This window comes from Mesorhizobium sp. LSHC412B00 (assembly GCF_000503035.1).
GTDB lineage: Bacteria > Pseudomonadota > Alphaproteobacteria > Rhizobiales > Rhizobiaceae > Mesorhizobium.
Genome location: NZ_AYWB01000026.1, coordinates 17,969 through 40,191 on the forward strand (window position 1 = coordinate 17,969; position 22,223 = coordinate 40,191).

At 63.3% G+C, this 22,223-nt stretch carries 22 protein-coding genes and 1 pseudogene; 4 read left to right on the forward strand and 19 right to left on the reverse strand.

Annotated features, from left to right (window positions below):
• Nucleotides 1-27 precede the first annotated feature (27 nt).
• The 7 genes from X757_RS137430 to X757_RS137400 all read right to left on the reverse strand — a co-directional run bounded on the left by X757_RS137430 (nt 28) and on the right by X757_RS137400 (nt 7,972).
• Nucleotides 28-735, reverse strand: coding sequence for a DUF1045 domain-containing protein (locus X757_RS137430; RefSeq protein ID WP_023727833.1), 708 nt, complete (start codon nt 733-735; stop codon nt 28-30).
• A 151-nt stretch (nt 736-886) separates the two neighbouring features.
• Nucleotides 887-1,699: a 5-deoxy-glucuronate isomerase gene (gene iolB, locus X757_RS137425; RefSeq protein ID WP_023672346.1), complete on the reverse strand. Its 813-nt coding sequence runs from the start codon at nt 1,697-1,699 to the stop codon at nt 887-889.
• Between the two features lie 192 nt (nt 1,700-1,891).
• Nucleotides 1,892-2,140 carry a hypothetical protein gene (locus X757_RS137420; RefSeq protein ID WP_023672345.1) on the reverse strand — a complete coding sequence of 83 codons (249 nt, stop codon included), beginning with the start codon at nt 2,138-2,140 and terminating at the stop codon, nt 1,892-1,894.
• Nucleotides 2,141-2,149: 9 nt separating this feature from the next.
• On the reverse strand, nt 2,150-3,067 hold the full coding sequence (gene iolE, locus X757_RS137415; RefSeq protein ID WP_023727834.1) for a myo-inosose-2 dehydratase: 918 nt from the start codon (nt 3,065-3,067) through the stop codon (nt 2,150-2,152).
• A 144-nt stretch (nt 3,068-3,211) separates the two neighbouring features.
• Entirely contained in the window at nt 3,212-5,002 is a 1,791-nt protein-coding gene (gene iolD, locus X757_RS137410) for a 3D-(3,5/4)-trihydroxycyclohexane-1,2-dione acylhydrolase (decyclizing) (RefSeq protein WP_023727835.1), read from the reverse strand.
• Nucleotides 5,003-5,039: 37 nt separating this feature from the next.
• Nucleotides 5,040-6,974, reverse strand: a complete 1,935-nt coding sequence (gene iolC / locus X757_RS137405; RefSeq protein WP_023727836.1) for a 5-dehydro-2-deoxygluconokinase — start codon at nt 6,972-6,974, stop codon at nt 5,040-5,042.
• 152 nt (nt 6,975-7,126) lie between these two features.
• The gene (locus X757_RS137400; protein ID WP_023672343.1) at nt 7,127-7,972 is read right to left on the reverse strand and encodes a MurR/RpiR family transcriptional regulator; all 846 of its coding nucleotides are present in this window, start codon (nt 7,970-7,972) and stop codon (nt 7,127-7,129) included.
• A 213-nt stretch (nt 7,973-8,185) separates the two neighbouring features.
• Between X757_RS137400 and X757_RS137395 the strand changes: the two genes are divergently transcribed.
• Nucleotides 8,186-9,295, forward strand: a complete 1,110-nt coding sequence (locus X757_RS137395) for a Gfo/Idh/MocA family protein (protein WP_023727837.1) — start codon at nt 8,186-8,188, stop codon at nt 9,293-9,295.
• A 12-nt stretch (nt 9,296-9,307) separates the two neighbouring features.
• On the opposite strand, the gene X757_RS137390 is transcribed toward X757_RS137395, so the two are convergent.
• Nucleotides 9,308-10,006, reverse strand: a complete 699-nt coding sequence (locus tag X757_RS137390; protein ID WP_023727838.1) for a YafY family protein — start codon at nt 10,004-10,006, stop codon at nt 9,308-9,310.
• 126 nt (nt 10,007-10,132) lie between these two features.
• On the opposite strand from X757_RS137390, the gene X757_RS137385 reads away from it, so the two are divergent.
• Nucleotides 10,133-10,768, forward strand: coding sequence for a LysE family translocator (locus tag X757_RS137385; protein WP_023727839.1), 636 nt, complete (start codon nt 10,133-10,135; stop codon nt 10,766-10,768).
• Between the two features lie 115 nt (nt 10,769-10,883).
• Here X757_RS137385 and X757_RS137380 read toward each other — a convergent pair whose 3' ends face one another.
• The 11 genes from X757_RS137380 to X757_RS137330 all read right to left on the reverse strand — a co-directional run bounded on the left by X757_RS137380 (nt 10,884) and on the right by X757_RS137330 (nt 20,430).
• Complete coding sequence (locus X757_RS137380) at nt 10,884-11,399, reverse strand: SRPBCC domain-containing protein (protein ID WP_023727840.1); 516 nt, start codon at nt 11,397-11,399, stop codon at nt 10,884-10,886.
• The gene (locus X757_RS137375; RefSeq protein WP_023687408.1) at nt 11,377-11,736 is read right to left on the reverse strand and encodes a helix-turn-helix transcriptional regulator; all 360 of its coding nucleotides are present in this window, start codon (nt 11,734-11,736) and stop codon (nt 11,377-11,379) included. The genes X757_RS137380 and X757_RS137375 overlap by 23 nt, the downstream gene beginning before the upstream one ends.
• A gap of 75 nt (nt 11,737-11,811) precedes the next feature.
• Entirely contained in the window at nt 11,812-12,903 is a 1,092-nt protein-coding gene (locus X757_RS137370) for a 3-deoxy-7-phosphoheptulonate synthase (RefSeq protein WP_031251670.1), read from the reverse strand.
• A gap of 473 nt (nt 12,904-13,376) precedes the next feature.
• Nucleotides 13,377-13,799 carry a type II toxin-antitoxin system VapC family toxin gene (locus tag X757_RS137365; RefSeq protein ID WP_023727842.1) on the reverse strand — a complete coding sequence of 141 codons (423 nt, stop codon included), beginning with the start codon at nt 13,797-13,799 and terminating at the stop codon, nt 13,377-13,379.
• Nucleotides 13,796-14,059, reverse strand: coding sequence for a type II toxin-antitoxin system Phd/YefM family antitoxin (locus tag X757_RS137360; protein WP_023684063.1), 264 nt, complete (start codon nt 14,057-14,059; stop codon nt 13,796-13,798). Before X757_RS137360 ends, X757_RS137365 begins: the two co-directional genes overlap by 4 nt.
• 71 nt (nt 14,060-14,130) lie before the next feature.
• Nucleotides 14,131-14,925 carry an SDR family oxidoreductase gene (locus tag X757_RS137355; RefSeq protein ID WP_023727843.1) on the reverse strand — a complete coding sequence of 265 codons (795 nt, stop codon included), beginning with the start codon at nt 14,923-14,925 and terminating at the stop codon, nt 14,131-14,133.
• 30 nt (nt 14,926-14,955) lie between these two features.
• The gene (gene iolG / locus X757_RS137350) at nt 14,956-15,951 is read right to left on the reverse strand and encodes an inositol 2-dehydrogenase (protein ID WP_023727844.1); all 996 of its coding nucleotides are present in this window, start codon (nt 15,949-15,951) and stop codon (nt 14,956-14,958) included.
• Between the two features lie 113 nt (nt 15,952-16,064).
• The gene (locus tag X757_RS137345; RefSeq protein ID WP_027049093.1) at nt 16,065-16,847 is read right to left on the reverse strand and encodes an ATP-binding cassette domain-containing protein; all 783 of its coding nucleotides are present in this window, start codon (nt 16,845-16,847) and stop codon (nt 16,065-16,067) included.
• Nucleotides 16,848-16,849: 2 nt separating this feature from the next.
• Entirely contained in the window at nt 16,850-17,926 is a 1,077-nt protein-coding gene (locus X757_RS137340) for an ABC transporter permease (RefSeq protein WP_023727845.1), read from the reverse strand.
• A gap of 158 nt (nt 17,927-18,084) precedes the next feature.
• Nucleotides 18,085-19,026, reverse strand: coding sequence for a sugar ABC transporter substrate-binding protein (locus X757_RS137335; protein WP_023684065.1), 942 nt, complete (start codon nt 19,024-19,026; stop codon nt 18,085-18,087).
• 372 nt (nt 19,027-19,398) lie between these two features.
• A complete protein-coding gene (locus tag X757_RS137330) occupies nt 19,399-20,430 on the reverse strand; it encodes a LacI family DNA-binding transcriptional regulator (protein WP_023727846.1) in 1,032 nt (343 codons plus the stop codon).
• 383 nt (nt 20,431-20,813) lie between these two features.
• Here X757_RS137330 and X757_RS137325 point away from each other — a divergent pair.
• Together X757_RS137325 and X757_RS137320 are read left to right on the forward strand one after the other, a co-directional pair.
• Nucleotides 20,814-21,815, forward strand: a pseudogene (locus X757_RS137325) (fatty acid desaturase family protein); the annotation flags it as partial.
• An 85-nt stretch (nt 21,816-21,900) separates the two neighbouring features.
• Complete coding sequence (locus X757_RS137320) at nt 21,901-22,215, forward strand: MocE family 2Fe-2S type ferredoxin (RefSeq protein ID WP_023672328.1); 315 nt, start codon at nt 21,901-21,903, stop codon at nt 22,213-22,215.
• Nucleotides 22,216-22,223 lie beyond the last annotated feature (8 nt).

Below are 22,223 nucleotides of genomic sequence, written 5' to 3' on the forward strand. Positions count from 1 at the left end.
GTCCCTGGTTACTCGGACGAATTGCGGTCAGGCGGTTTTTCGGGCAGCGCGGCGGCCGAGCGCATGATGCGAAAGCACCATGAACGGAGCGCCCGGTTCGGTTTCGACGAACAGCGTCAGCGCATCCACCAGCACCGGCTGCTGCAGCACATCGGCGAACAGGCTGTCGATTGCCGCGCGCAGACGTTGGCTTTCCTGCGGCCCGGCCCGGCCGGACAGCGTCATGTGGAAGCGAAAGGTCTCGAACACGTAGGGGTAGCCCCACTGACAGAGATTGCGGAACTCGGCCGGTTTCAGCGAATCCGGGCTGCGCCGTTCGATTTCCGCTTCGGTGAGCGGCGCGCGAAAACGGTCGAAGCTAAGCACGACATCATCGGCGAAACGGTTGAGCGGCGGCAGCGGACCTTCCGGCACCAAAGCGAAGAAACCATCGATCTGGCTGACGACCAGGCGCGGGATGGTGACCGTCGGCGTTGCTTTGGCAAAGGCGTCCAGCGCCGCGCGCAGCGAGCTTTCGGTTTCGTTGGCCGCCAACCGGAACGGCGCTTTCAGCGTCGCATGAAAACCGTAGCGCCGCGCCGATGCGGTGTGAAAAGCGACTTCGGCCGCCGACAGCTCGCCCACCGCCTCGACCGGCCTGGTGGCGGCGCCAAAGGGGTCGCGACCCAGCCAGTTGGCGGCGATCCGCGCCAGCGGCTCGTCCTGCATCGGGGTGAAATAGATGGCGTAGCGCATCGAAAATCCTCGTCAGCCCGCTGCCATAGGTGATTTCCATGACGGATTGACGAAGCTTATGCGGGTTTTCGAAGGCAAATCGACCCCGCAGGTCCTTAGCCGACGATTTTTCGCTGCTGGACCAACAGCTTCCGCCACAAGCGAAGGCCGATCAGGCCTTCATCAGCCACTCGTGCTCGGGCGCGTTGTGGAACTTCCACGTCCGCTTCGGCCCGGCCATGACGTTAAGGTAATAGAGGTCGTAGCCGTGACAGGCCGCGCACGGATGATAGCCCTTGGGCACCAGCACGACATCGCCGTCCTCGATCGCCATCGCCTCGTCCAGTTCGCGGGCGCCCGACTTGTCGGCGTCGGTGTAGACCCGCTGGAAGGCAAAGCCCTGCGGCGGGTTGAGGCGGTGGTAATAGGTTTCCTCAAGATAGGATTCGGCAGGCAGATTGTCCTGGTCGTGCTTGTGCGGCGGGTAGCTCGATGTGTGGCCGCCGGGCGTGATGACCTCGACCACCAGCAGCGAGTCGGCGGGCTTGCCCTCGGGCAATATGTTGGTGACGTAGCGCGTGTTGGTGCCTTTGCCCCGAGTCTCCTGGCCGAGGTCGTCGGGTGCGATGACGCGAACGGGCAAGCCGCCGCCCAGGCCCGGCGCCGAGCAGACCGCGAGTTCGAGATCGGTGTCGGCGGTGACCGACCAGTCCGAACCCTCCGGAATATAGACCGACCACGGCTTGCCCTCGAAGGGCGACATGCGCTCGCCGAGCAGGCCGAGTTCCTGGCCGCCGGCCCTTGCCGTGCCCTTGCCGGTGACGAACACCAGGCAGACTTCGCGATCCTGCGTCTTGCCGGATGCGGTCTCGCCCGGCTTCAGGCGGTGCAGGTCGAAGCCGACATAGGTCCATCCGGCGCTTTTGGGCGTGACATGGGCGACGCGGCCATGGCCCTTGTCGGCTTTGACGAGCAGTTTCGACATGTTTTGTCTCTCCTATCGCAAGTCTTCGAGGTCGGCCTCTCAACTTCGTCATCCTAGGGCGAAGCAGGAGCGAAGCTCCGTCGCGAAGACCCTAGGATGACGAAGCGAGGGACGTTCCGGCCAATCACCGACGTAGGCGATACGCCAGGTGTCCAGTGTCCGACCCGCAAGCCCTTCCGAGCCACGGCCGCTTCATTCCTTCGGTTCGGCGTCCGCCTTCGCTTCGCCGGTCTTCGGTCGATCAGGCGCAGCCTTGCTCTCCTCCACCGGCTTGTAAAGGTAGAAGAACTGCCAGACGGCGTAGGCGGCAAAGCCGAGCGCAATGATGCCCCAGAATGGGGTGCCGGAGGCGAATTCTATCCCCGCCCAGATCACGCAGACGGCGACGACGGCAACGCGCCGCCACAGCGGCCGGAAGAACGGGTGCTCGTAATCCTTCATCGGATCGCCTCAGGCATTGGGAAAGCCTTGCGTCTCCACCGTGTAGCCGGCAGCCGTCATCACGCGCATCAATTCCTTGTGGCCGACCTGCGCCATCTTGAGCGGCGGGTTCTTTTTCGGGTCCTGCTCGGCCTCGACGACGAACCAGCCTTCATAGCCATGGTCGGCGAAGCGCTGCACGATGGCGCCGAAATCGAGCGAACCGTCGCCAGGCACCGTGAAGGCACCGAGCGCCACGGCGTCGAGAAAGGACTGCTTTGTGCGGTCGAGCCCGTCGATCACACCCATGCGCACATCCTTCACATGGACATGGCTGATGCGCTTGTGGTGGTTGTCGATGGCGTGCAGCACGTCGCCACCGGCAAAGGCGAGATGCCCTGCATCGAGCAGCAACGGAATGCCTTCGCCGGAATGGCGCATGAAGGCATCGAGCTCCGGCTCGGTCTCGACCACCGCCGCCATGTGATGGTGATAGGACAGCGGCATGCCTTGCTCGGCGCACCATTCGCCGAATTCGGTGAGGCGCCTGGCATAGGCCCTCATCTCGTCGTTGGACAATTTCGGCTTCGTGGCGAGAGGCCTGGAGCGATCACCCTGGATCGAGCGGCCGACCTCGCCATAGACGATGCAAGGCGCATTCACCGCCTTGAACAGGTCGATCATCGGCTGGATGCGATCCTTGTTCTTGCCCATGTCCTCATCGACCAGCGTGCCGGAGAACCAGCCGCCGCACAGCGTCACGTCGGCCTTTTTCAGGATAGGCAGCATGATTTCGGGGTCATTGGGAAAGCGGCGGCCCATTTCCATGCCGGTGAAGCCGGCCGAGCGCGACTGGCGCAGGCACTCTTCCAGCGAGACGTCGTCGCTGAGTTCGGCAAGATCATCGTTCCACCACGCAATGGGGGACATGCCCAGTTTGGCTTTCAAGTTTTAGCTCCGGTTTCTTGTTCACCTCCCCCTTGTGGGGAGGGTCGCTGCGAAGCAGCGAGGTGGGGTGCGGCGCCAGACCCCCACCCGGACCTTCGGTCCGACCTCCCCACAAGGGGGAGGTAGGGGCCGGGTGCATGTACATCAATCGCCGATTGTCTGCATCTGCCGCTTTTCGTCGTAGGCCTTGCGGGCTGCGTTGACCTGCGGCCGTGCGGAGACTTCCGGCACCGCGACATCCCACCAATGGCCGCCGGCATCGGTGGAAATCAGCGGGTCGGTGTCGATGACCAGCACGGTGGTGCGGTCGTTGGTTTTCGACTTTTGCAGCGCGGTCTCCAGGCCGGTGATCGACGGCACCTTCTCGGCAATAGCGCCCATGCTCGCCGCATGCGCGGCGAAGTCGATGTCGGGCAGGATCTCGTGGCGCGCGTCCTTCAGGAGGTTGTTGAAGTTGGCGCCGCCGGTGGCCATCTGCAGCCGGTTGATGCAGCCATAACCCCTGTTGTCGAGCACCACTATGGTCAGCTTCAGGCCGAGCATCACCGACGTGGCGATTTCGGAATTCATCATGAGGTATGAGCCGTCCCCGACCATGACGACGACCTCCTGGTCGGGCTTGGCCATCTTGGCGCCGAGCCCGCCGGCAATCTCGTAGCCCATGGTCGAGAAGCCATATTCGCCATGGTACGAGCCGGGCGCGCCTGCCTGCCAGAGCTTGTGCAACTCGCCCGGCAGGCCGCCCGACGCGTTCAGCAAGGTCACGCCGGATCCCAGCGCGCGCTGCACGGCGCCGATCACCTGCGCGTCCGAAGGGAAGGCGGCGTTGGTCGACGCCGTCACCTTGGAGGCTTCGGCCTGCCAGGCCTTCTTGCCTTGGGTCGCATTGTCGGTCCATGTCGCCGGTGCTTTCCACTTCCCCAGCGCAGCACCGAGTTCGGCGAGCCCTTCGGCCGCATCGGCGACCAGCGGCAGCGCGCGGTGCTTGCCGGCGTCGAAAGGCTGCACGTTGAGCCCGATGATGGTCTTGCCGGAGTTCTTGAACAGCGCCCACGAGCCGGTGGTGAAATCCTGCAGGCGGGTGCCGATGGCGAGCACGACATCGGCTTCTTCCGCCAGCCGGTTGGCCGCGGACGTGCCGGTGACGCCGACCGCCGCCATGTTGAGCGGATGTGTGTCGGGCAGCGAGGATTTGCCGCCTTGCGTCTCGCAGACCGGAATGCCGGCGCTCTCGGCGAATTTCGCCAGTTCATCCGAAGCCTGCGAATACAGCACGCCGCCGCCGGCGATGATCAGCGGTTTTTTCGCACCCTTCAGCGCGGTGACCGCCGCCGCCAATTCATGCCGGTCCGGACGCGGACGGCGCTGGTGCCAGACGCGCTCGGCGAAAAAGCTCTCGGGATAGTCATAGGCCTCGGCCTGCACGTCCTGGCAGAGCGACAGCGTCACCGGGCCGCATTCCGCCGGATCGGTCAGCACCTGCATGGTCCGCGCCAATGCCGGGATGATCTGCTCGGGACGGGTGATGCGGTCGAAATAGCGCGACACCGGACGGAAGCAGTCATTGACCGTCGCGGTGCCGTCGGAAAAGTCCTCGGCCTGCTGCAGCACCGGGTCGGGAATGCGGTTGGCGAAGACATCGCCCGGCAAAAACAGGACGGGCAACCTGTTTACATGGGCGAGCGCCGCCGCCGTCACCATGTTGAGCGCACCGGGGCCGATCGAAGAGGTCGCGGCCATGAAGCGGCGGCGGAAATTGGCCTTGCCATAGGCGATCGCCGCATGCGCCATCGCCTGCTCATTGTGGGCGCGGAAGGTCGGCAATTCGTCGCGCAGCTGGTACAGCGCCTCGCCGATGCCGGCGACATTGCCGTGACCGAAGATCGCCCACACACCGCCGAAGATGGGCACTCGTCTGCCGTCGATCTCGGTCATCTGCTTNGTTTTCCTCCGCAGTCCTCTTGCCGCGCCTTTATGCTGCTTTACGGCCACGCGCGGCAAGCCACGCTTCGGTCAACTGTCCGAAGCGCGCGGCCATGTCGGCGATAGCCTCGTCATCCGTCATCTTGCCCGCCAGCCATTGTTCGGCGGCGTGGACGAAGATGGTGCGGCCGACGGCAAAGCCCTTGACGATCGGTGCCTTGGCGGTGGCGGCAAAGGCCGCTTCCAGTTCGTCCTGCGGCGCTTCGAGACCCAGCAGCACGACGCCACGACACCAGGGATCGTGCTTCAGGATCACCGCTTCGATCTTGGCCCAGGCGCCGGCCGACGCCTGCGGTTCGAGCTTCCACCAGTCCGGCTTGATGCCAAGCGCATAGAGTTCTTCCAGGGCGCGCGGGATGGTCGTTTCGTCGAGCTTGCCGTGCTTGCCGGCGATGATCTCGACCAGAAGCTCCCGGCCGACCTTCCGCGCGGCTTCGAACAGCGAGCGCAGCTTCTGCTGCTGCTCATCCTTGAGCGCTGCCGGATCGTCGGGGTGATAGAAGCACAGGCATTTGATGCAGTGGTCGACCGGCCATTCCACCAGTTGCGAGCCGATGTCCTGCGAGAACTCGAAGCGCAGCGGCCGCGAGCCCGGCAGTTCGACGGGACGGCCGAGCCAGGCAAAGGGGTGGCGGGCGAATTCGAACATCGCTTCGCGGCCATGCTTCTCGTCGATCAGCATGCCATAGCCGTCGCGTCCGGCGGCGACTTTCGCCGCAGCCTTGACCGCCAGCACCTTGAAATCGCGGATGCGCGCCGGATCGGCGCCGGTCTTTGCCGCGACGTCCTCAAGCTGCACACGGTGGTCGCAGGCGAGCGCCATCATCGAGGGGATATCGCGGCGGCGGGTCGTCGCCCAATGGATGTGGTTGATCGCCTCGTCCTTGCGCAACGCTAAGTGCTTGCTGCCGTTCTTGAGGAAGAACTGCAATTCCTCGAAGGTCGGATATTCCGGCGCGCAGAGCAGCCGCGACACGGCGAAGGCGCCGCAGGCATTGGCCCAGGTCGCCGCCGTTGCCAGGTTTTCGCCACCGAGCCAGCCGCGCAGAAAACCGGACATGAAGGCATCACCCGCGCCGAGCACATTGTAGATCTCGATCGGAAAGCCCTTGCCGACGATACCGTCTTCCAGATCGTCGCTGACCGGCCCGTCATAGACGATGCAGCCCATGGCGCCGCGCTTCAGTACGATGGTTGCCTTGGACAGCGCGCGGATCGTCTTCAGCGCGCTCAGGCAATCGTCGGCGCCCGAGGCGATCATGATCTCTTCCTCGGTGCCGACGATGAGGTCGCAATCGGGCAGCACCGTCTTCAGCTGGGCTGAGACGCGGTCGGATTTGACATAGCGCTCAAAACCTTCGGCATGGCCGGCGAGGCCCCAGAGGTTGGGGCGGTAGTCGATGTCGAACACCACCTTGCCGCCCCTGGCCTTGATGATGCGGATCGCCTTGCGCTGGGCGGCGTCGCTGTTGGGCCGGGAAAAATGCGTGCCGGTGACGACGATGGAACGGGCCGAGGCGATGAAGGCTTCATCGATGTCTTCTTCGGCGAGCGCCATGTCGGCGCAGTCGCTGCGATAAAAGATCATTGGCGAGACGCCTTCGCTCTCGACCGAAAGCAGCACCAGGGCCGTCAGCCGTTCCTGGTCGGTCTTGAGCCCATCGACATTGACGCCTTCGCGCCTGAGCTGCTCGCGGATGAAGCGGCCCATCTGCTCGTCGCCGACGCGGGTGAGCAGCGCCGAGCGCAGGCCTAGTCTCGCCGTGCCAACCGAGATGTTGGCCGGGCAGCCGCCGACCGATTTGGCGAAGGAGGTGATGTCCTCCAGCCGCGAGCCGATCTGCTGGCCGTAAAGGTCGACGGAAGCGCGACCGATGGTGATGACATCGAGCGTCGCCTGTTTGGCGTCCATGGCTTCGCTCATTGGAACCTCCCGTCGGTCTTGTTGTCTTGAGCAACGTAGTTGGGGGACACGCGCGAGCGGCAGCGTGGCGCCGGGAATATGAAATAATAATTCCAATCCATAGTCAATATGGAATGAGCATTCCTCCGCGAATTCGAGCGCCGGGCGCCGGCCTAGGCCTTACGCTTCTTTCCGGTGCTGCGCCGCTTCTCGCCGACGCCGACGGTGAGCGCCATGGCCAGCGCCATGGTGGCCGACAGCGAGCGGAAGCCGGCGAAATCGGCCTCGGCGACCTCGAACCAGACCTTGGCGAACTGGGCGAGTGGCGAAAACGAACTGTCGGTGATGGCGACGATCGGCACGCCCTGTTCGGAAATGGTGCGGGCCTCCTCGATGGTGGCCGGTGCGTAGGGCGAGAAGCTGATGGCGATGACGGCGTCCGCCGGGGTGGCGAAGGCGACCATTTCGGCATTGAGGCCGGCGGCGGATTCGATCAGCTGGTTGCGGATCTTCAGTTTGCCCAGCGCATAGGCGATGTAGCTCGCCACCGGATAGGAGCGGCGCTTGGCCAGGACATAGATGGTCTCGGCCTTGGCCAGCAGCGCAATTGCGTCTTCCAGATGGGCCTCGTCCAGCGAGCGTGAGATGTCGTTGAGCGAAGTGCTGGCGGCGGCGACGAAGCCGTCGAAGATGGCGCGGTGTCCAGCACCCGCATCGGCCTTGGCGCGCAGCGCCTGCAGGCGTTCGTCATAAGAGGAATTGCGCTCGCGCAGCCGCTCGCGAAACACCTGCTGCAGGCTGGTGAAGCCGTCGAAGCCTAGTTGCTGGGCAAAGCGGATCAAGGTGGACGGCTGCACGCCCGCCGAAGCGGCGATGCTGGCGGCGGTGCCGAAGGCGATGTCATCGGGATTGTCGAGCGCATAGGCGGCGATCTGGGCGATGCGCTTGGGCAAGGTTTCACGGCGATCGAGGATCGTGGCGCGCAGCGTCTCGAAGTCGCGAGGTACCCGTTCGTCCATCGTCGCCCCGTCCAAGCTCATCTAGAGCATGATGCCGAAAAGTGTGCAGCGGTTTTCGGACGACATCATGCTCTCTTTAACTCAAGTGACGTCCTCTCTGCCCCATCATAGCGAGCCTGCGCAAGAAGGCCATAATAAATGAGGCAGACATTCCATTCGGAGAAGAAATGGACTAATTCATCCATCGATCGCTTCAGGTATTGGGAGAAAGAAATGGTCGGCGTTGGTCTTATCGGCACGGGTTTCATGGGCAAATGCCACGCCATTGCGTGGAGCGCCGTCGGCGCCGTCTTTCCCGATGTCGCCAAGCCGAAGCTGGTCCATCTCGGCGAGGTCAACGAGGAGTTGGCCAAGCGTAAGGCCGGCGAGTTCGGCTTCGCCAAGGCGTCCGGCGACTGGCGCGCGGTCGTCAACGACCCCGAGGTCGATATCGTCTCGCTGACCACGCCCAACCAGTTCCATCCGGAGATGGCCATCGCTATTCTCGAAGCCGGCAAGCATCTGTGGTGCGAGAAGCCGATGGCGCCGAGCTTTGCCGAAGCAGCGGCGATGGCGGCCGCTGCCAGGGAATCCGGCAAGGTCGCAGCCCTTGGCTACAACTACATACAGAGCCCGGCCATCCGCCACATCGGTGCGCTGCTCGAGGAAAAGATCATCGGCGAGGTCAACCATCTGCGCATCGAGATGGACGAGGACTTCATGGCTGACCCCGAAGCACTGTTCTTCTGGAAGCATGAGGCCGCATCCGGCTATGGCGCGCTCGACGATTTCGCCGTGCATCCGCTGTCGCTGGTCTCGACGCTGTTCGGCCGCGTCGCAAAAGTCATCTGTGACATGGCCAAGCCCTATGTCGACCGCAAGCTGGCCGCCGGCGGCCGCCGCGCCGTCGAGACCTACGACATCGCCAGCGTGCTGATGCATCTGGAAAACGGCATTGCCGGCACGCTCCTGGTCAACCGCTCGGCCTGGGGCCGCAAGGGCCGCATCGCCATCCAGATTTTCGGCTCCAAGGGATCGATCCTGTTCGACCAGGAGCGGATGAACGAAATCCAGCTCTATGTCACCGCCGATCGCCCGACCGAACAGGGCTACCGCACCATATTGGTGGCGCCACATCACAAGCCCTACGACGCCTTCCTCCCGGCGCCCGGCCATGGCCTCGGTTTCAACGACCTCAAGATCATCGAGTGCCACGAATTGCTGACGCGGCTTGCCGGCAAGCCGGCGCGGGTCATCGAATTTGCCGAAGGGCTGGAGATCGAGCGCACCGTGCACGCGATGGCGAGGTCGTTCGAGGAGAAGCGCTGGGTGGATGTGCGGTAAGATCCGCTCGCTTCAGCCGCCAGCGACAGCGTTCGCCTCCCAGCCATTGACCCAGACCTGCCGCAGGCGATCGCCTTCGCCCTTGAAGCGCAGGCCGGTCGGCTGGCAAGCCTCGATGCGGTCGCTGCGGAAATTGCGGATGGCCTGGCGCAATTCGCACCAGGCGACGATGTTGGCGGTCTCTGAATAGTAGATCAGCGCGATCGGACGGATCAGCCGCTCGGAGGCGCGGCCGATTTCGTCGCGATAGGACAGGTCGAGCTTTTCCTCGTCGCGGATTGCGCGGCGCACCAGCGCCAGATCGATGGTGCCGATTGCCGGTGCTGCGAACCCCCAGACATGCAGTGCGTTGGCGTCGAACGCCTGGCGCAACGGCGGCGGCACGGCGCCGGCGATCTTGGCGCTGACGCGCTTGGCCGCCTGCTTGAGTTCGCTGTCTCCCGTGCGCTCCAGCAGCGCCAGCGACAGGACGATCGCTTCCATCTCCTCGATCGAAAACATCAGCGGCGGCAGGTCGAAGCCGGGCCGCAATATATAGCCGATACCGCGCCCGCCTTCGATCGGCACGCGCATCGCCTGCAGTGCGGCGATGTCGCGATAGATCGAACGCATCGTGACTTCCAGCTGCCCGGCGATCATGGCTGCCGTCACCGGCTGCCGCGCCAGCCGCAGGATCTGGATGATCTCGAACAGCCGCGACGCCTTGCGCATTTCCTCTCCCTGATGAACGCTACTGACACATCCCCGTCAGTTGGGATGATTTATTGGACTGCCTATCGGGTTGAAAATCAACAAATTCCTCCACGGCACCCCAGCAGGAAGCGACAAGCAACTGACATGAGCTACGCGGAAAATCTCTGGCTGTTCTTTATCCTGCTGTCCGGCATCATCATCGTGCCCGGGATGGACATGCTGTTCGTGCTGGCCAATGCGCTCACCGGCGGCCGCGACCGGGGCCTCGCCGCCACGGGCGGCATCATGGTCGGCGGCATCGTGCACACGCTGAACGGCGCCATCGGCGTCGGCCTGCTGATGAATTTCGTACCGATCCTGTACAAGCCGCTGCTGATAGCCGGCGCCGCCTACATGGCCTTCATCGGCATCTCGCTGATGCGCAGTTCCATCACCGTCGGCCACGACGGGCCCGCCGGCAGCCGCACGGCCTGGAAGGCCTTTCGCCAGGGACTGGTGACCTGCCTGATCAACCCGAAGGCCTATCTCTTCATATTTGCCGTCTATCCGCAGTTCCTGAAGCCGGATTACGGCCCGATCTGGATGCAGGCGACGGTCATGGGCCTGCTGACGGTGGCGACTCAGGCCGCGATCTATGGCGGGCTCGCCATCACCGCCGGCCGCAGCCGCAATCTGCTGGTGGCCAATCCGCGGGCGACCGCTTTTGCGGGCCGGGCGGCCGGACTGCTGCTGTTTGCGGTCTCGGTGTTTACGGCATGGGAAGGGTTGAGGGCAGCGTGATCCCGATCAAGCGATGACGCCGCGTTTCTTCGCCTCGGCGCGGCGCTTGCGGATCACTGTCCCGGTCTTTTCGTCGTCGAGGGCGGCAACTACCCCGTCCGCGAGACCGATGACGTCATGACCGCCTCACGCCCTCGCCCAAGACGACGAGAAGCTCGTCCAATTGCTCGAACGTCTCGCCCATCGCATCCGCCGCCCCGGTACCGGCCGCGTCGAGAGCCTCCTTCGAGGGATAGAGTTCGTGCATGACCAGCAGCGTCTTGCCACCCTTTTCCTCGAAGGTCAGCGTGGTGACGGGTCCACCGTCACCACCTTCCTCATTGGTCCAGACGAGGCGTGAGTGCGGTGTCACTTCGATATACCTGCCGAAGAATTCGTGAAGGTCCGAGGCGTCGTGGCCGAACACTAGGCGGTACGTGCCTCCTGAACGAGCATCCATCTCGCAGGAACGCAGGAACATGCCCATCGACTTCGGCACCCACCACTGCTTGAACAGCTCGGGCTTGGTCCACGCCTCGAACACGATGCGCGCCGGACCGTTGACTGTTCGCGTGACGACCAGCTCGCGCTCGGACGTCCGTTCGACCGTCGTGCGGTTGTTCGTGGGCTCACTCTCGGTTCTTTGGCGCATCGGCTTTCTCCTTCCGTTTCAATTCCTCGACAACCTTGTCCAACTCGTTGAAGCGTGCGTCCCAGAGCAGGCGGTGCCGCTCGATCCAGGCCGCCTCTTCCTCCAGTCCGCGCAGGCCGAGCTTGCAGGTCCGCACGCGGCCAACCTTCTGCGTGGTGACGAGCCCCGCCTGCTCCAGGACGCCGACGTGCTTCTTCATGCCCGTGAGGGTCATGTGGAACTTTCCGGCAAGCTCGGTGATCGAAGCATCTGCGCGTCCGAGCTGCTCCAGAACGCCACGCCGGGTGGCGTCCGAGAGCGCGGCGAACGAGGAGTCCAAGTCGGCATACTGAACCATATGGTTCAGTATCTAGCAGACCGGTGGCCGGGGTGCAAGGGGAGCCGCAGCGTCCTTCCCGCGCATCGCCTCGTATCAGGCGGCGCCCGGCCGGTTCTCCATCATGGCGCGGCGGGCTGAGCGGCGCCATTCTACGGCGCCGGCGAGGCCGTGCAGCACCGTCTCGGTGGTCGCCCAGTCGATGCAGCCATCTGTGATGCTCTGGCCATAGACGAGCGGCTTGCCTGATACCACGTCCTGCCGGCCGGCGACGAGATTGCTCTCGATCATGACGCCGATGATACGCTCGTCCCCTGCTGCCACCTGGCCGGCGACATCGGCCGCCACCTTCGGCTGGTTCTCCGGCTTCTTGCTCGAGTTCGCGTGGCTGACATCGATCATCAGACGGGGGGCGACGCCGATGCGGGCAAGTTCGACCGAGGCCGCCTCGACGCTCGCCGCATCGTAATTCGGCTGAACGCCGCCGCGCAGGATGACGTGGCAGTCCTCATTGCCGGTTGTAGTCGCAATGCCGCTGCGTCCGCCCTTGGTCACCGCCATGAAATGGTGCGGCTGGGCGGCGGATTTCACCGCCTCGGCGGCGATCCTGAGATTGCCGTCGGTGCCGTTCTTGAAGCCGACCGGGCAGGACAGGCCGGAAGCCAGTTCGCGGTGGATCTGGCTCTCGGTGGTGCGCGCGCCGATGGCGCCCCAGGCGACGAGGTCGGCAATGTATTGCGGCGTCGTCATGTCGAGGAATTCGGTCGCTGCGGGCAGGCCGAGATTGTTGACCGCCGACAGCACGTTGCGCGCCATCCGCAGCCCCTTGTCGATGTTGAAGCTGCCGTCGAGGTCGGGGTCGTTGATCAGGCCCTTCCAGCCGACGGTCGTGCGCGGCTTTTCGAAATAGACCCGCATGACGATCTCCAACCGGTCGCACAGGGTCTCGCGCAGCGCCACCAGCCGGCTGGCATAGTCAACGGCCGCGACCGGGTCGTGGATCGAACACGGGCCGACGATGACAAGCAGCCGGTCGTCGGTGCCGTTCAAGATGGCATGGGTGGCGTTGCGTGATGCGCTCACGGTGCGCGTTGCCGTCAGCGTGCGCGGGATCTCCCGCATCACCTCGTCCGGCGTACTCAATTCTCGGATTTCCTTGACCCGAAGATCGTCTGTGGTGGTCAACACGGCTTTCTGCTCCTGTTTTTAGGAGACCTGCCGGCTGATACAAAAAAGCCGCCAGGTCTGGCGGCTGTTCGGACTTGTTGCTGCAATCTTCAGATCGAGCGCAATCCTCCCGCCGCCAGCGAGCTGCTAAAGTACCAATACGAGGCGGTCAGGTTGATCATGAGGCTCATATAGTCGATGCGGAGGCGCTTGTCACGTGGGGTATGCGGAGACAATTCGGGATGGGCCGAATCCTCGCGATTTCGTCATCCCTGGGCGGAGCAGGAGCGAAGCTCCGTCGCGGAGACCCTGGGATCCATTCCGTGACCTGGGCCGTGGAGTGCGGCGGAGCAGAATTCTGGACCGTAGCAGCGCTCTGAAGTCGCGGCATGGATCCTCGGGTCTGCGCTGCGTCGCTACGCTCCTTGTTCCGCCCGTGGATGACGAAGTGCCGGCGGTTTCGCCAATCGCCAACACGTATAACGCGGAGCGGCTCATGCGGTCCAGGGATCGAGAAGTTCAATTCCCAAGCCTTCGAAATCCTTCGAATTGCGCGTTGCCAAGGTGAGCTCGTGCGCAATCGCAGTGGCTGCGATCAGGCCGTCCATCGACGATAGACCACGACCGGGGCGCTTGCCAAAACCCATCAGGTCGCCCCAGGCCAAGGCAACCGCATCGTCCACCGGCAAAACCCGCTGTTCGAAGCGCTGGGGCAGGTCCCGGGCGAGCCATTCGGCCAGCGCCTCGCGTTTGCGGCCCTCATCCATCGGAGAGACGCCGCGCCGGATCTCGGCGATCGACACTACGCTGATGAAGGAGCGGTCCTCATCAAGCTCGTCCAGCCAGCCTAGGACACGTGCGACAGGCGCTGGCCTCGTCACCTCGGACAGGACATTCGTGTCGAGCAGCAGTCTCACCGCGGCAGGTCACGCGGTTCGTCGCGCTGACGTTCAAGGTCGAGATCTGCGCCGCGCAGCGGCGAGTCCAGCAGGAACTCGGCAAGCGTACCCTTGCGTGCGATCTTGCGCTGCCATTCCTCGGCCGAGACGACAACCACGCTTGGTTTGCCGTTCTTGGTGATCGTCTGCGGCGAGGACTGTGCGCGCTCGATGACCTCGGAGAGCCGGGCTTTTGCCCCGGCAACCGTCCAGTTGGTGTCTTTGGATGACGTTAGCATCGCATGCTCGTGACTAGCCCGACTATCATGACTATGTGGGAATGGCGATGTTGCTGCAACAGGGTTTGAGGCTACTCCGGCGAGGTCCCCGCGACGTTCTGGTCGTAGTCAACCAGCGAGCCGGTCATGACACCGGATTGCGGGCTGGCCATGTAGCTGATCAGCCGCGCCAACTGATCCGGCTTCACCAGTTGGCCCATGGGCTGGCCGGCCTCTGCCTTTGCCAGCCAGTCGTCGGAGGCGCCGTGCCATTTCTTCTGCACGATGTCCTCGCCCTCGGTGTCCATCCAGCCCGGCAGCACGGCGTTGCAGCGGATGCGGTTGGAGCGATAGGCGTTGGCGACGTTCTTGGTCAGTGTCGCCAGTGCACCCTTGCTCGAGGAATAGGGCGCCAGGAACGACTGGCCGCAATGTGCCGACATCGACAGCACATTGACGATCGAGCCAGGCGCCTTTTTCTCCAGCAGATGCGCCACCACGCCCTGCATCAGGAAGAACGGGCCGCGCACATTGGTCTGGAAAATCTGGTCGAAGGTCTCCTCGGAGGTTTGGACCAGCGAACCGCGCGCGGACGTGGCGGCGGCGTTGACCAGCGCGTTGACGGTGCCGAAATGCGAGACGGCGGTGGCGACGGCGCGCTTGCAGTCCGCCACTTTCGAGACGTCGGCGCTGATGAAGATCGCATCGACGCCTGCCTTCTTGAAGTGGGCGACAGCCTTGTCGCCCTTCTCCTGCGAACGGCCGACGAGCGTCAGCGCCTTGCAGCCCTCGTCGGCCAGCGCTTCGGCGACGGCAAAGCCGATGCCTTGCGCGCCGCCGGTGACGATGGCGCGCGTGTTCGAATTGCGATCGGCGGATGTGCTCATCGCTCTGCTCCTGTGCCTTGGTTCCGGTTCTTACTTGTCGAGACGGACGGTCTTGCCTGATGTCGCCGACTTCAGCGCGGCATCGGCCAGCTTCAGCGCCACGAGGCCGTCGGCGCCGCTCGGCGATGCCTTTTTGCCCGACGTCGCGGCGGCGATGAAGGCGGCGATCTCGATGGCGTAGGCGTCGAGATAGCGGGTCATGAAGAAATCGTGCAGCGGCGGGCGGGTATAGCCCTTCTCGTTGGCGACCTCTATCGACACCGGCCGCTGGTTTTCGGCGGCGACCATGCCCTTGGAACCATGCACCTCTATGCGTTGGTCGTAGCCATAGGTGGCGCGGCGCGAATTGGAGATGACGGCCTGCTTGCCGGACGCGGTTTCGAGGATGACGCTGACAGAGTCGAAATCGCCCGCTTCGCCGATCTTCTCGTCGACCAGAACCGAGGCATGGGCGCTGACCGCGACCACCTCTTCGCCGAGCAGGAAGCGCGCCATGTCGAAATCGTGGATTGTCATGTCGCGAAAGATGCCGCCCGAGCGCTTGATGTAGTCGACGGGCGGCGCACCTGGATCGCGCGAGGTGATGGTGACCATCTCGACCTTGCCGATGGCGCCGTCGTCGATCGCCTTGCGCACGGCGGCGAAATGCGGATCGAAGCGGCGGTTGAAACCGACCATCAGCGTCGCCTTGGCCTTGTCGACCACGGCCAGGCATTTCTCGACACGCTTGACGTCGAGGTCGATCGGCTTCTCGCAGAAGATCGCCTTGCCGGCCTTGGCGAAACGCTCGATCAGATCGGCATGGGTGTCGGTCGGCGTGCAGATGACCACGGCGTCGATGTCCTTGGCCTTCTCGATCGCGTCGATGGTGCGCACCTCGGCGCCATAGGCGGTTGCCAACTCGGTCGCCGCCTTTTCAAAAGCGTCGGCAACGGCCACCAGTCTGGCCTGCGGGTTGGAGCCGACGGCGCGGGCATGGACCTTGCCGATGCGGCCGGCACCGAGGAGGGCGAAACGAACAGTCATGGGGTATTTCCTCTAGGGGGATGGGTTCGAGAGAGTTGTGTCTCCACCTTCCTTTTGAGAAAGGTGGCAAGATTATTTTTCGAGCACGCCAGAAAACAGGATGACCATCCTGTTCAGGCCGCGAGTTCCGCCTCCCCGGTCTTGGCGCCGGTGATGTAGGAGACGATGTCGTTGCCGTCGGTGTTTTCCTTGCGCAGGTTGGCGACGATGCGGCCGCGCCGGAAGACGACGATGCGGTCGCACAGATCGAACACCTGGCGCATGTTGTGGCTGATCAGGATCAGCGGTTCGCCATTGTCCTTCAGCGTGCGGATGATGTTTTCGACCTGCGCAGTCTCCTGCACGCCAAGGGCTGCCGTCGGCTCGTCCATGATGATCAGCTTGGAGGCGAAGGTCGCCGTCCTGGCGATGGCAACGCACTGGCGCTGGCCGCCCGACATGTGGCGAATGGTGTTGGACAAATTGGGGATTTTCACTGCCGTGCGGATCAGCGCCGCCTCGGTCGCCTTGCGCATGTATTTGCGGTCGAGGATCGAGAACGGCCCGAGATTGAAAAGCACCTTTTCGCGGCCGAGGAACAGGTTCGACGGCACGTCGAGATCGTCGGCCAGCGCCAGGTTCTGGAACACGGTCTCGATGCCCGCCGTGCGCGCTTCGATCGGCCCGGCAAAATTCACTTCCCTGCCGTCGAACCAGATCTGGCCGCTGGTGCGCTGCTCGACGGCGGTGATCTGGCGCACGAAGGTGGATTTGCCGGCGCCATTGTCGCCCATGATGGCGACATGCTCGCCCTTGCGCAGCTCGAAATTCGCGCCTTCCAGCGCATGGACGCCGCCATAGCGTTTGGTCAGGTTTTCGGTCTTCAGGACGATGTCTGTCGTGGAGATATCTGGCATGGTCAAGCCCTCAATGCCCGCATGCGCTGGCGCCATTGGTCGAGAACGACCGCGCCGACGATGATCACGCCCTTGACCATCTCCTGATAGTAGGCGTCGAGGCGCAGGAAGGTGAAGCCGGAAATGATGACGCCGAAGATCAGCGCGCCGATCACGGTGCCGACGATCGAGCCGCGGCCGCCCGACAAAGAGACGCCGCCGATGACCGCCATGGCGATGGCGTCGAGCTCGTACATGACGCCCATGCCGGACTGTGCCGTCAGGTTCTTGGAGGAGAGCACGACGGCGGCCAGCGCGGCGAGGATGCCGGCAATGACATAGACGAGGATCTTGTGGTTGGCGATCTTGATGCCCGACATGCGCGCGGCATCCTCGTTGGAGCCGATGGCGTAGCAGTGCTTGCCGTAGCGTGTGTAGGTCATGATCAGCTGGAACAGCACCGCCAGCGACAGGAAGATGATGACCGGCATCAGGCCCTTGCCGATACCAGCGAAACTTTCGGTCGGAAACGAGATCGGCTGACCCTTGGACCACCACTTGGCAATGCCGCGCGCGGTCACCATCATGCCGAGCGTGGCGATGAACGGCGGAATGCGCGTATAGGCAATCAAGGAGCCGTTGACGAGGCCGGCGAACAGACCGCAGGCGATGGCGACCAGCACCGGCACGATGACCGGCAGGTCGGTCCAGCCCTGCGCCAGGAACATCGCCTTGGGGTTGGGATTGCCGTTGACCGTCGCCACCTGGGCAAAACTCATGGCGATCATGGCGGTGGCGCCGACGATCGAGCCCGAGGACAGGTCGATGCCGCCGCAAATGATCACCTGCGTGACGCCGATGGCGATGATGCCGACGATCGACACCTGCAGGATGATGATCTGCAGGCGGGCCTCATTGAATATCCCGGCGACGTTGTCGCGCGTGTTGAACAGGAAGCTGTCGCCAAGAAAGATGCGGCCGATCAATTCGAAGATGACGACCAGAATGACCAGCGCCAGGAAGACGTTGAATTCGGCCGGCCATGTCCGCCTCTTCGCGTCATAGCTGACCCCGCCGACGCCATGAGATGTCTGTGACATGTCTGTCCTCCGTGAGGCGGCATTTGCCCTCCCTCCCCTCAGGGCGGTGGGGGAAACGGGAGCGGCGCGGTTGCGCCGCTCTCTTGTTTGTTGTCGCAATTCCGGACGGAAAACCGCTTCACACTTTTCCTGGAATTGCTTACGCGTGAGTTGCCGGCTCAGTTCTTCTTCAGGAACTTGTCGATGTTGGCCGGCGTAACCAGCTGGAAGGGCACGTAGACCTTGTGCTCGACCTTCTCGCCCTTGGCGAGCTTCAGCGCTGCGTCCAGAGCGCCGGCGCCCTGGCCGGCCGCATCCTGGAACACGGTGGCATCGAGGTCGCCGGCCTGCATGGCGGCAAGCGCGTCCTGCGTGGCGTCGACACCGCCGACGACGACCGTCTTCATGTCGATGTTGGCGGCCTTCATCGCCTGGATGGCGCCGATGGCGCTTTCGTCATTGTTGGCGATGACGCCGTCGAACGGCTTGCCGGTTGACAGCCAGTTGGTCATCAGGTTCTGCGCTTCGTCGCGGTTCCAGTTCGAAGTCTGCTTGTCGATGATCTTGATGAAGCTGCACTCCGGCGTGGCGATCACCTCTTCGATGTCCTTGGTGCGCTGCACGGCGGCCTGGTTGGAAAGCTCGCCCATGATGACATAGACATTGGCCTCCTTCTTGCCGGCCTCGGTGAACAGGCGGCAGACTTCCTTGGTCTCGAGCGTGCCGGAATCGGCCTCGTTCGACGCGACGAAGGCCTGGTTGTCCGGCAGCGTGTCGACATTGACCGGCTGGCGGTTGACATAGACCAACGGGATCTTGGCGGCTGCGGCGGCGTCCGACATCGCCTGCGTGGCCGAGGTATCGACCGGGTTGACGATGATGGCGTCGACGCCCGAGGCGGCGAAGTTCTTGATCTGGTCGAGCTGCTTGGCGACGTCGTTCTGCGCGTCCTCGACCTGCAGTTCCACGCCGCTCATGCCCTTGGCCTGCTCGATCATGCCGTTGCGCAGCACGGTGAGGAAGTTGTCGTCGAACTTGGCCATCGACACGCCGACCTTGGCGGCAAAAGCGGACGAACTCATCAGCGCCGCAAAGGCGACGCCCAAAATCAGTTTCTTCATTGTGTTTCTCCTCCACATTGGTGTCCGGCTGCACCGATCTACCCGGAATCCCCGATAGCCCGAGGAATCTCTCCCTGATGCCTTCCTGTTCCGTATGGCGTTTTGTCCAAGCGATGGAACGCCAGGCTCCCAGTTTGAAACAGATGTTCCGGAACGAAAGAACCAAAATACCAATCTGATGAAATATTTATTCCATTTTTTCGCGAGACGTCAAGAGCGATTCCTAAGTCGGAAAGCGGATTTTCGGTCGCCTCGCCGCAATTTCACGTCGAATCAAGGCCGGCAGCGGCACAGGCCGTGTCTGAAGGCAGACTCTGATAGATTCTATCATCGCCGGAGAGCCCGCGCCGAACGGGTCGGCGCGGCAACGCGTTAGATATTTTCCGGCAGATATATGTCGAAGGGCAGAAAGGTCTGGCCCGGCGCGTTGGCGGCGCCGGCCTCGATGGAATGCGCCATCAGGTCGACAAGCTCGCGGCACAAGGCGGCGAGCGGCGTCGAGATCACCATTGTCAGGATGTTGTCGGCGAGTGCCGCGCGCGATTCGGCGTTGATCTCGTTGCAGACGACCACCGGCATGCTTGCGGGCTTCGCAGCCCGCAGCGCCGAGACCGCGCCTTCCATGCCGCCGCCGGCGACATAGCAGCCGGCAAGATCCGGATACCGCACCAGGAGATCGATCATCGCATCGTGGGTGACCTGGTTGGCTTCCAGATTGACCAGCGTTTCCATCACCGTGAAGTCCGGCGCATGTTCGCGGAAGAAGGAGCGAAATCCGATCTCGCGCAGTTCATGGCCGTGGAAGCGATGACTGCCGACGAAAAGGGCGACCTTGCCGGGGTTCTTTGCCGCCCTGGCGATCATCCAGGCCGCGGTGCGACCGACCTTGCGATTGTCGAGGCCGACATATCCCTCACGGATGCCAGCGGCAAAGTCGGACAGCAGCGAGAAGACAGGTTGCCCCCTCGCTTTCAGCGACTCCACGACCGCCGTCAGCGTCGGATGGTCCGGACCGACAACGGCGATTGCTCTGGATTTCGCTGCCAGCTTGCGCATCTGGGCGGCGATCTCGTCGGCGGCTAGCGAGCTGGCGAAATCGATGGTGGCGACGCCGCGGAAGCGCTGCGATTGCGAGACCGCCATTTCTAGCTCCCTCGCGAAATCGCCGTAAAAAACATCATTGCCTCGCAGCAGCAGAAAGCCGAGGCGGAATTCCGGCAATTCCTGGCGCATGCGCCGCTTGATCAGCCCGGCGGCGTGGTAGCCGATGCCGGTCGCCGCCTCATAGACCCGGCGCGCGGTTTCCTCGCGCACCGGCAGCCGGTTGTTCAGCACCCTGTCGACAGTTGCGACGCTGACGCCGGAGATGCGCGCCAGATCGGTGATGGTTGGCCGTTTTGCCATGACTGTCCCGCATGAGTGCCTGCAACTGCTTACATCGTTCTGATGGAAAATGATAGAAACTATCTTTGTGATGTTGAGACTATCACCGCATGGCGCTATTTTGCGCTCGGACATAACCGCCTGTAATGGACATATCCGTCCTGACGGATGCTGTGGCCGACGGAGGCAGCCCCTATGGAAGCGACACTATCCACACCACCGTCCCGGCGCGACTACAGCCTGATCGGCCGCGATTCCAAGCTCGCCGTCGAGAACGGGCTGGCGGCGGCCGAGTGGTATCACACCGATATTCCGCGCAAGCAGATGAAGGAGCTGATGCAGCGCTCCGACGGGCCGGCGATCCGCGACACGATCATCTGGGTCGCCGCGATCCTGGTGTCGNGTATCACACCGATATTCCGCGCAAGCAGATGAAGGAGCTGATGCAGCGCTCCGACGGGCCGGCGATCCGCGACACCACGATCTGGCTGGCCGCGCTGATCCTGAGTGCCGCCGGCGGCGCCTGGTTCTGGGGCAGCTGGTGGTGCGTGCCGTTCTTCTTCGTCTATGGCGTGCTCTACGGCTCGTCCACCGACTCACGCTGGCACGAATGCGGCCACGGCACCGCCTTCCGCACGCAGTGGATGAACGACGCGGTTTACCAGATCGCCTGCTTCATGATCATGCGCAATCCGGTGACCTGGCGCTGGAGCCACACCCGCCACCACACCGACACCATCATCGTCGGCCGCGACCCGGAAATCTCGGTGATGCGCCCGCCGGACCTGTTGCGCGTCGCGCTTGCTTTCGTCGGCGTGATCGACGCCTGGAAGGCGATGTCGGACATGCTGCGCAACGCCGCCGGCAATATCAGCGCGGCGGAAAAGACTTTTATCCCCGAACAGGAGCAGCCTAAAGCCATTCGCATCGCCCGAATCTGGACGGCCATCTATGCCGTCACCATCGCGATCGCACTGTATTTCGGTTCATGGCTGCCGCTGATGCTGGTCGGGCTGCCCCGGCTCTACGGCGCCTGGCATCATGTCATGGTCGGCCTGCTGCAGCATGGCGGGCTCGCGGAAAATGTCGTCGACCACCGGCTGAACAGCCGCACCGTCTACATGAACCCGGTCAGCCGCTTCATCTACTGGAACATGAACTATCACGTCGAACACCACATGTTCCCGATGGTGCCCTATCATGCGCTGCCTAAACTGCATGCGCTGATCAAGCACGATCTGCCGGCGCCGACGCCGTCGATCCTGGCGGGCTATCGCGAGATGATCCCGGCCTTTTTGCGCCAGCTGCGCAACGAGGACTATTTCCTCAAGCGCGAACTGCCGCCGACGGCGCGGCCGTACCGCGAGGAACTCCACAAAGACGCCGTCGCCGCCGCGGCGGAATGATCGCGCGATTAAGCTTTTGTTTTGACGCAACTCCGAACGGAAAACCGCAACGCACTTTTCCTGGAATTGCTTTTGGGAGGAACACATGAGCGACTGGATCGAAGCCTGTGCTGCCGGCGACATCGACGAAGAAGATGTGATGCGCTTCGATCATGGCGGCCGCACCTTCGCCATCTATCGCAGCCCCGATGACGACTACTTCGCCACCGATGGCCTGTGCACGCACGAAAAGGTGCATCTGGCCGACGGGCTGGTGATGGATGACATCATCGAGTGCCCCAAGCACAATGGCCGCTTCAATTACAAGACGGGGGCGGCACGCGGCGCGCCGGTTTGCGTCAATCTCGCCACCTATCCGGTCAAGGTCGAGGCCGGCAAAGTGCTGATCCAGATCGGGTAGGACCATGC

Bases quoted from the DNA above. Each gene is read 5' to 3' on its own strand.
- X757_RS137430 (WP_023727833.1), bottom strand. From the start codon at position 735: ATGCGCTACGCCATCTATTTCACCCCGATGCAGGACGAGCCGCTGGCG.
- iolB (WP_023672346.1), bottom strand. From the start codon at position 1,699: ATGTCGAAACTGCTCGTCAAAGCCGACAAGGGCCATGGCCGCGTCGCC.
- X757_RS137420 (WP_023672345.1), bottom strand. From the start codon at position 2,140: ATGAAGGATTACGAGCACCCGTTCTTCCGGCCGCTGTGGCGGCGCGTT.
- iolD (WP_023727835.1), bottom strand. From the start codon at position 5,002: ATGACCGAGATCGACGGCAGACGAGTGCCCATCTTCGGCGGTGTGTGG.
- iolC (WP_023727836.1), bottom strand. From the start codon at position 6,974: ATGAGCGAAGCCATGGACGCCAAACAGGCGACGCTCGATGTCATCACC.
- X757_RS137400 (WP_023672343.1), bottom strand. From the start codon at position 7,972: ATGGACGAACGGGTACCTCGCGACTTCGAGACGCTGCGCGCCACGATC.
- X757_RS137395 (WP_023727837.1), top strand. From the start codon at position 8,186: ATGGTCGGCGTTGGTCTTATCGGCACGGGTTTCATGGGCAAATGCCAC.
- X757_RS137390 (WP_023727838.1), bottom strand. From the start codon at position 10,006: ATGCGCAAGGCGTCGCGGCTGTTCGAGATCATCCAGATCCTGCGGCTG.
- X757_RS137385 (WP_023727839.1), top strand. From the start codon at position 10,133: ATGAGCTACGCGGAAAATCTCTGGCTGTTCTTTATCCTGCTGTCCGGC.
- X757_RS137380 (WP_023727840.1), bottom strand. From the start codon at position 11,399: ATGCGCCAAAGAACCGAGAGTGAGCCCACGAACAACCGCACGACGGTC.
- X757_RS137375 (WP_023687408.1), bottom strand. From the start codon at position 11,736: ATGGTTCAGTATGCCGACTTGGACTCCTCGTTCGCCGCGCTCTCGGAC.
- X757_RS137360 (WP_023684063.1), bottom strand. From the start codon at position 14,059: ATGCTAACGTCATCCAAAGACACCAACTGGACGGTTGCCGGGGCAAAA.
- X757_RS137355 (WP_023727843.1), bottom strand. From the start codon at position 14,925: ATGAGCACATCCGCCGATCGCAATTCGAACACGCGCGCCATCGTCACC.
- iolG (WP_023727844.1), bottom strand. From the start codon at position 15,951: ATGACTGTTCGTTTCGCCCTCCTCGGTGCCGGCCGCATCGGCAAGGTC.
- X757_RS137345 (WP_027049093.1), bottom strand. From the start codon at position 16,847: ATGCCAGATATCTCCACGACAGACATCGTCCTGAAGACCGAAAACCTG.
- X757_RS137340 (WP_023727845.1), bottom strand. From the start codon at position 17,926: ATGTCACAGACATCTCATGGCGTCGGCGGGGTCAGCTATGACGCGAAG.
- X757_RS137335 (WP_023684065.1), bottom strand. From the start codon at position 19,026: ATGAAGAAACTGATTTTGGGCGTCGCCTTTGCGGCGCTGATGAGTTCG.
- X757_RS137330 (WP_023727846.1), bottom strand. From the start codon at position 20,430: ATGGCAAAACGGCCAACCATCACCGATCTGGCGCGCATCTCCGGCGTC.
- X757_RS137320 (WP_023672328.1), top strand. From the start codon at position 21,901: ATGAGCGACTGGATCGAAGCCTGTGCTGCCGGCGACATCGACGAAGAA.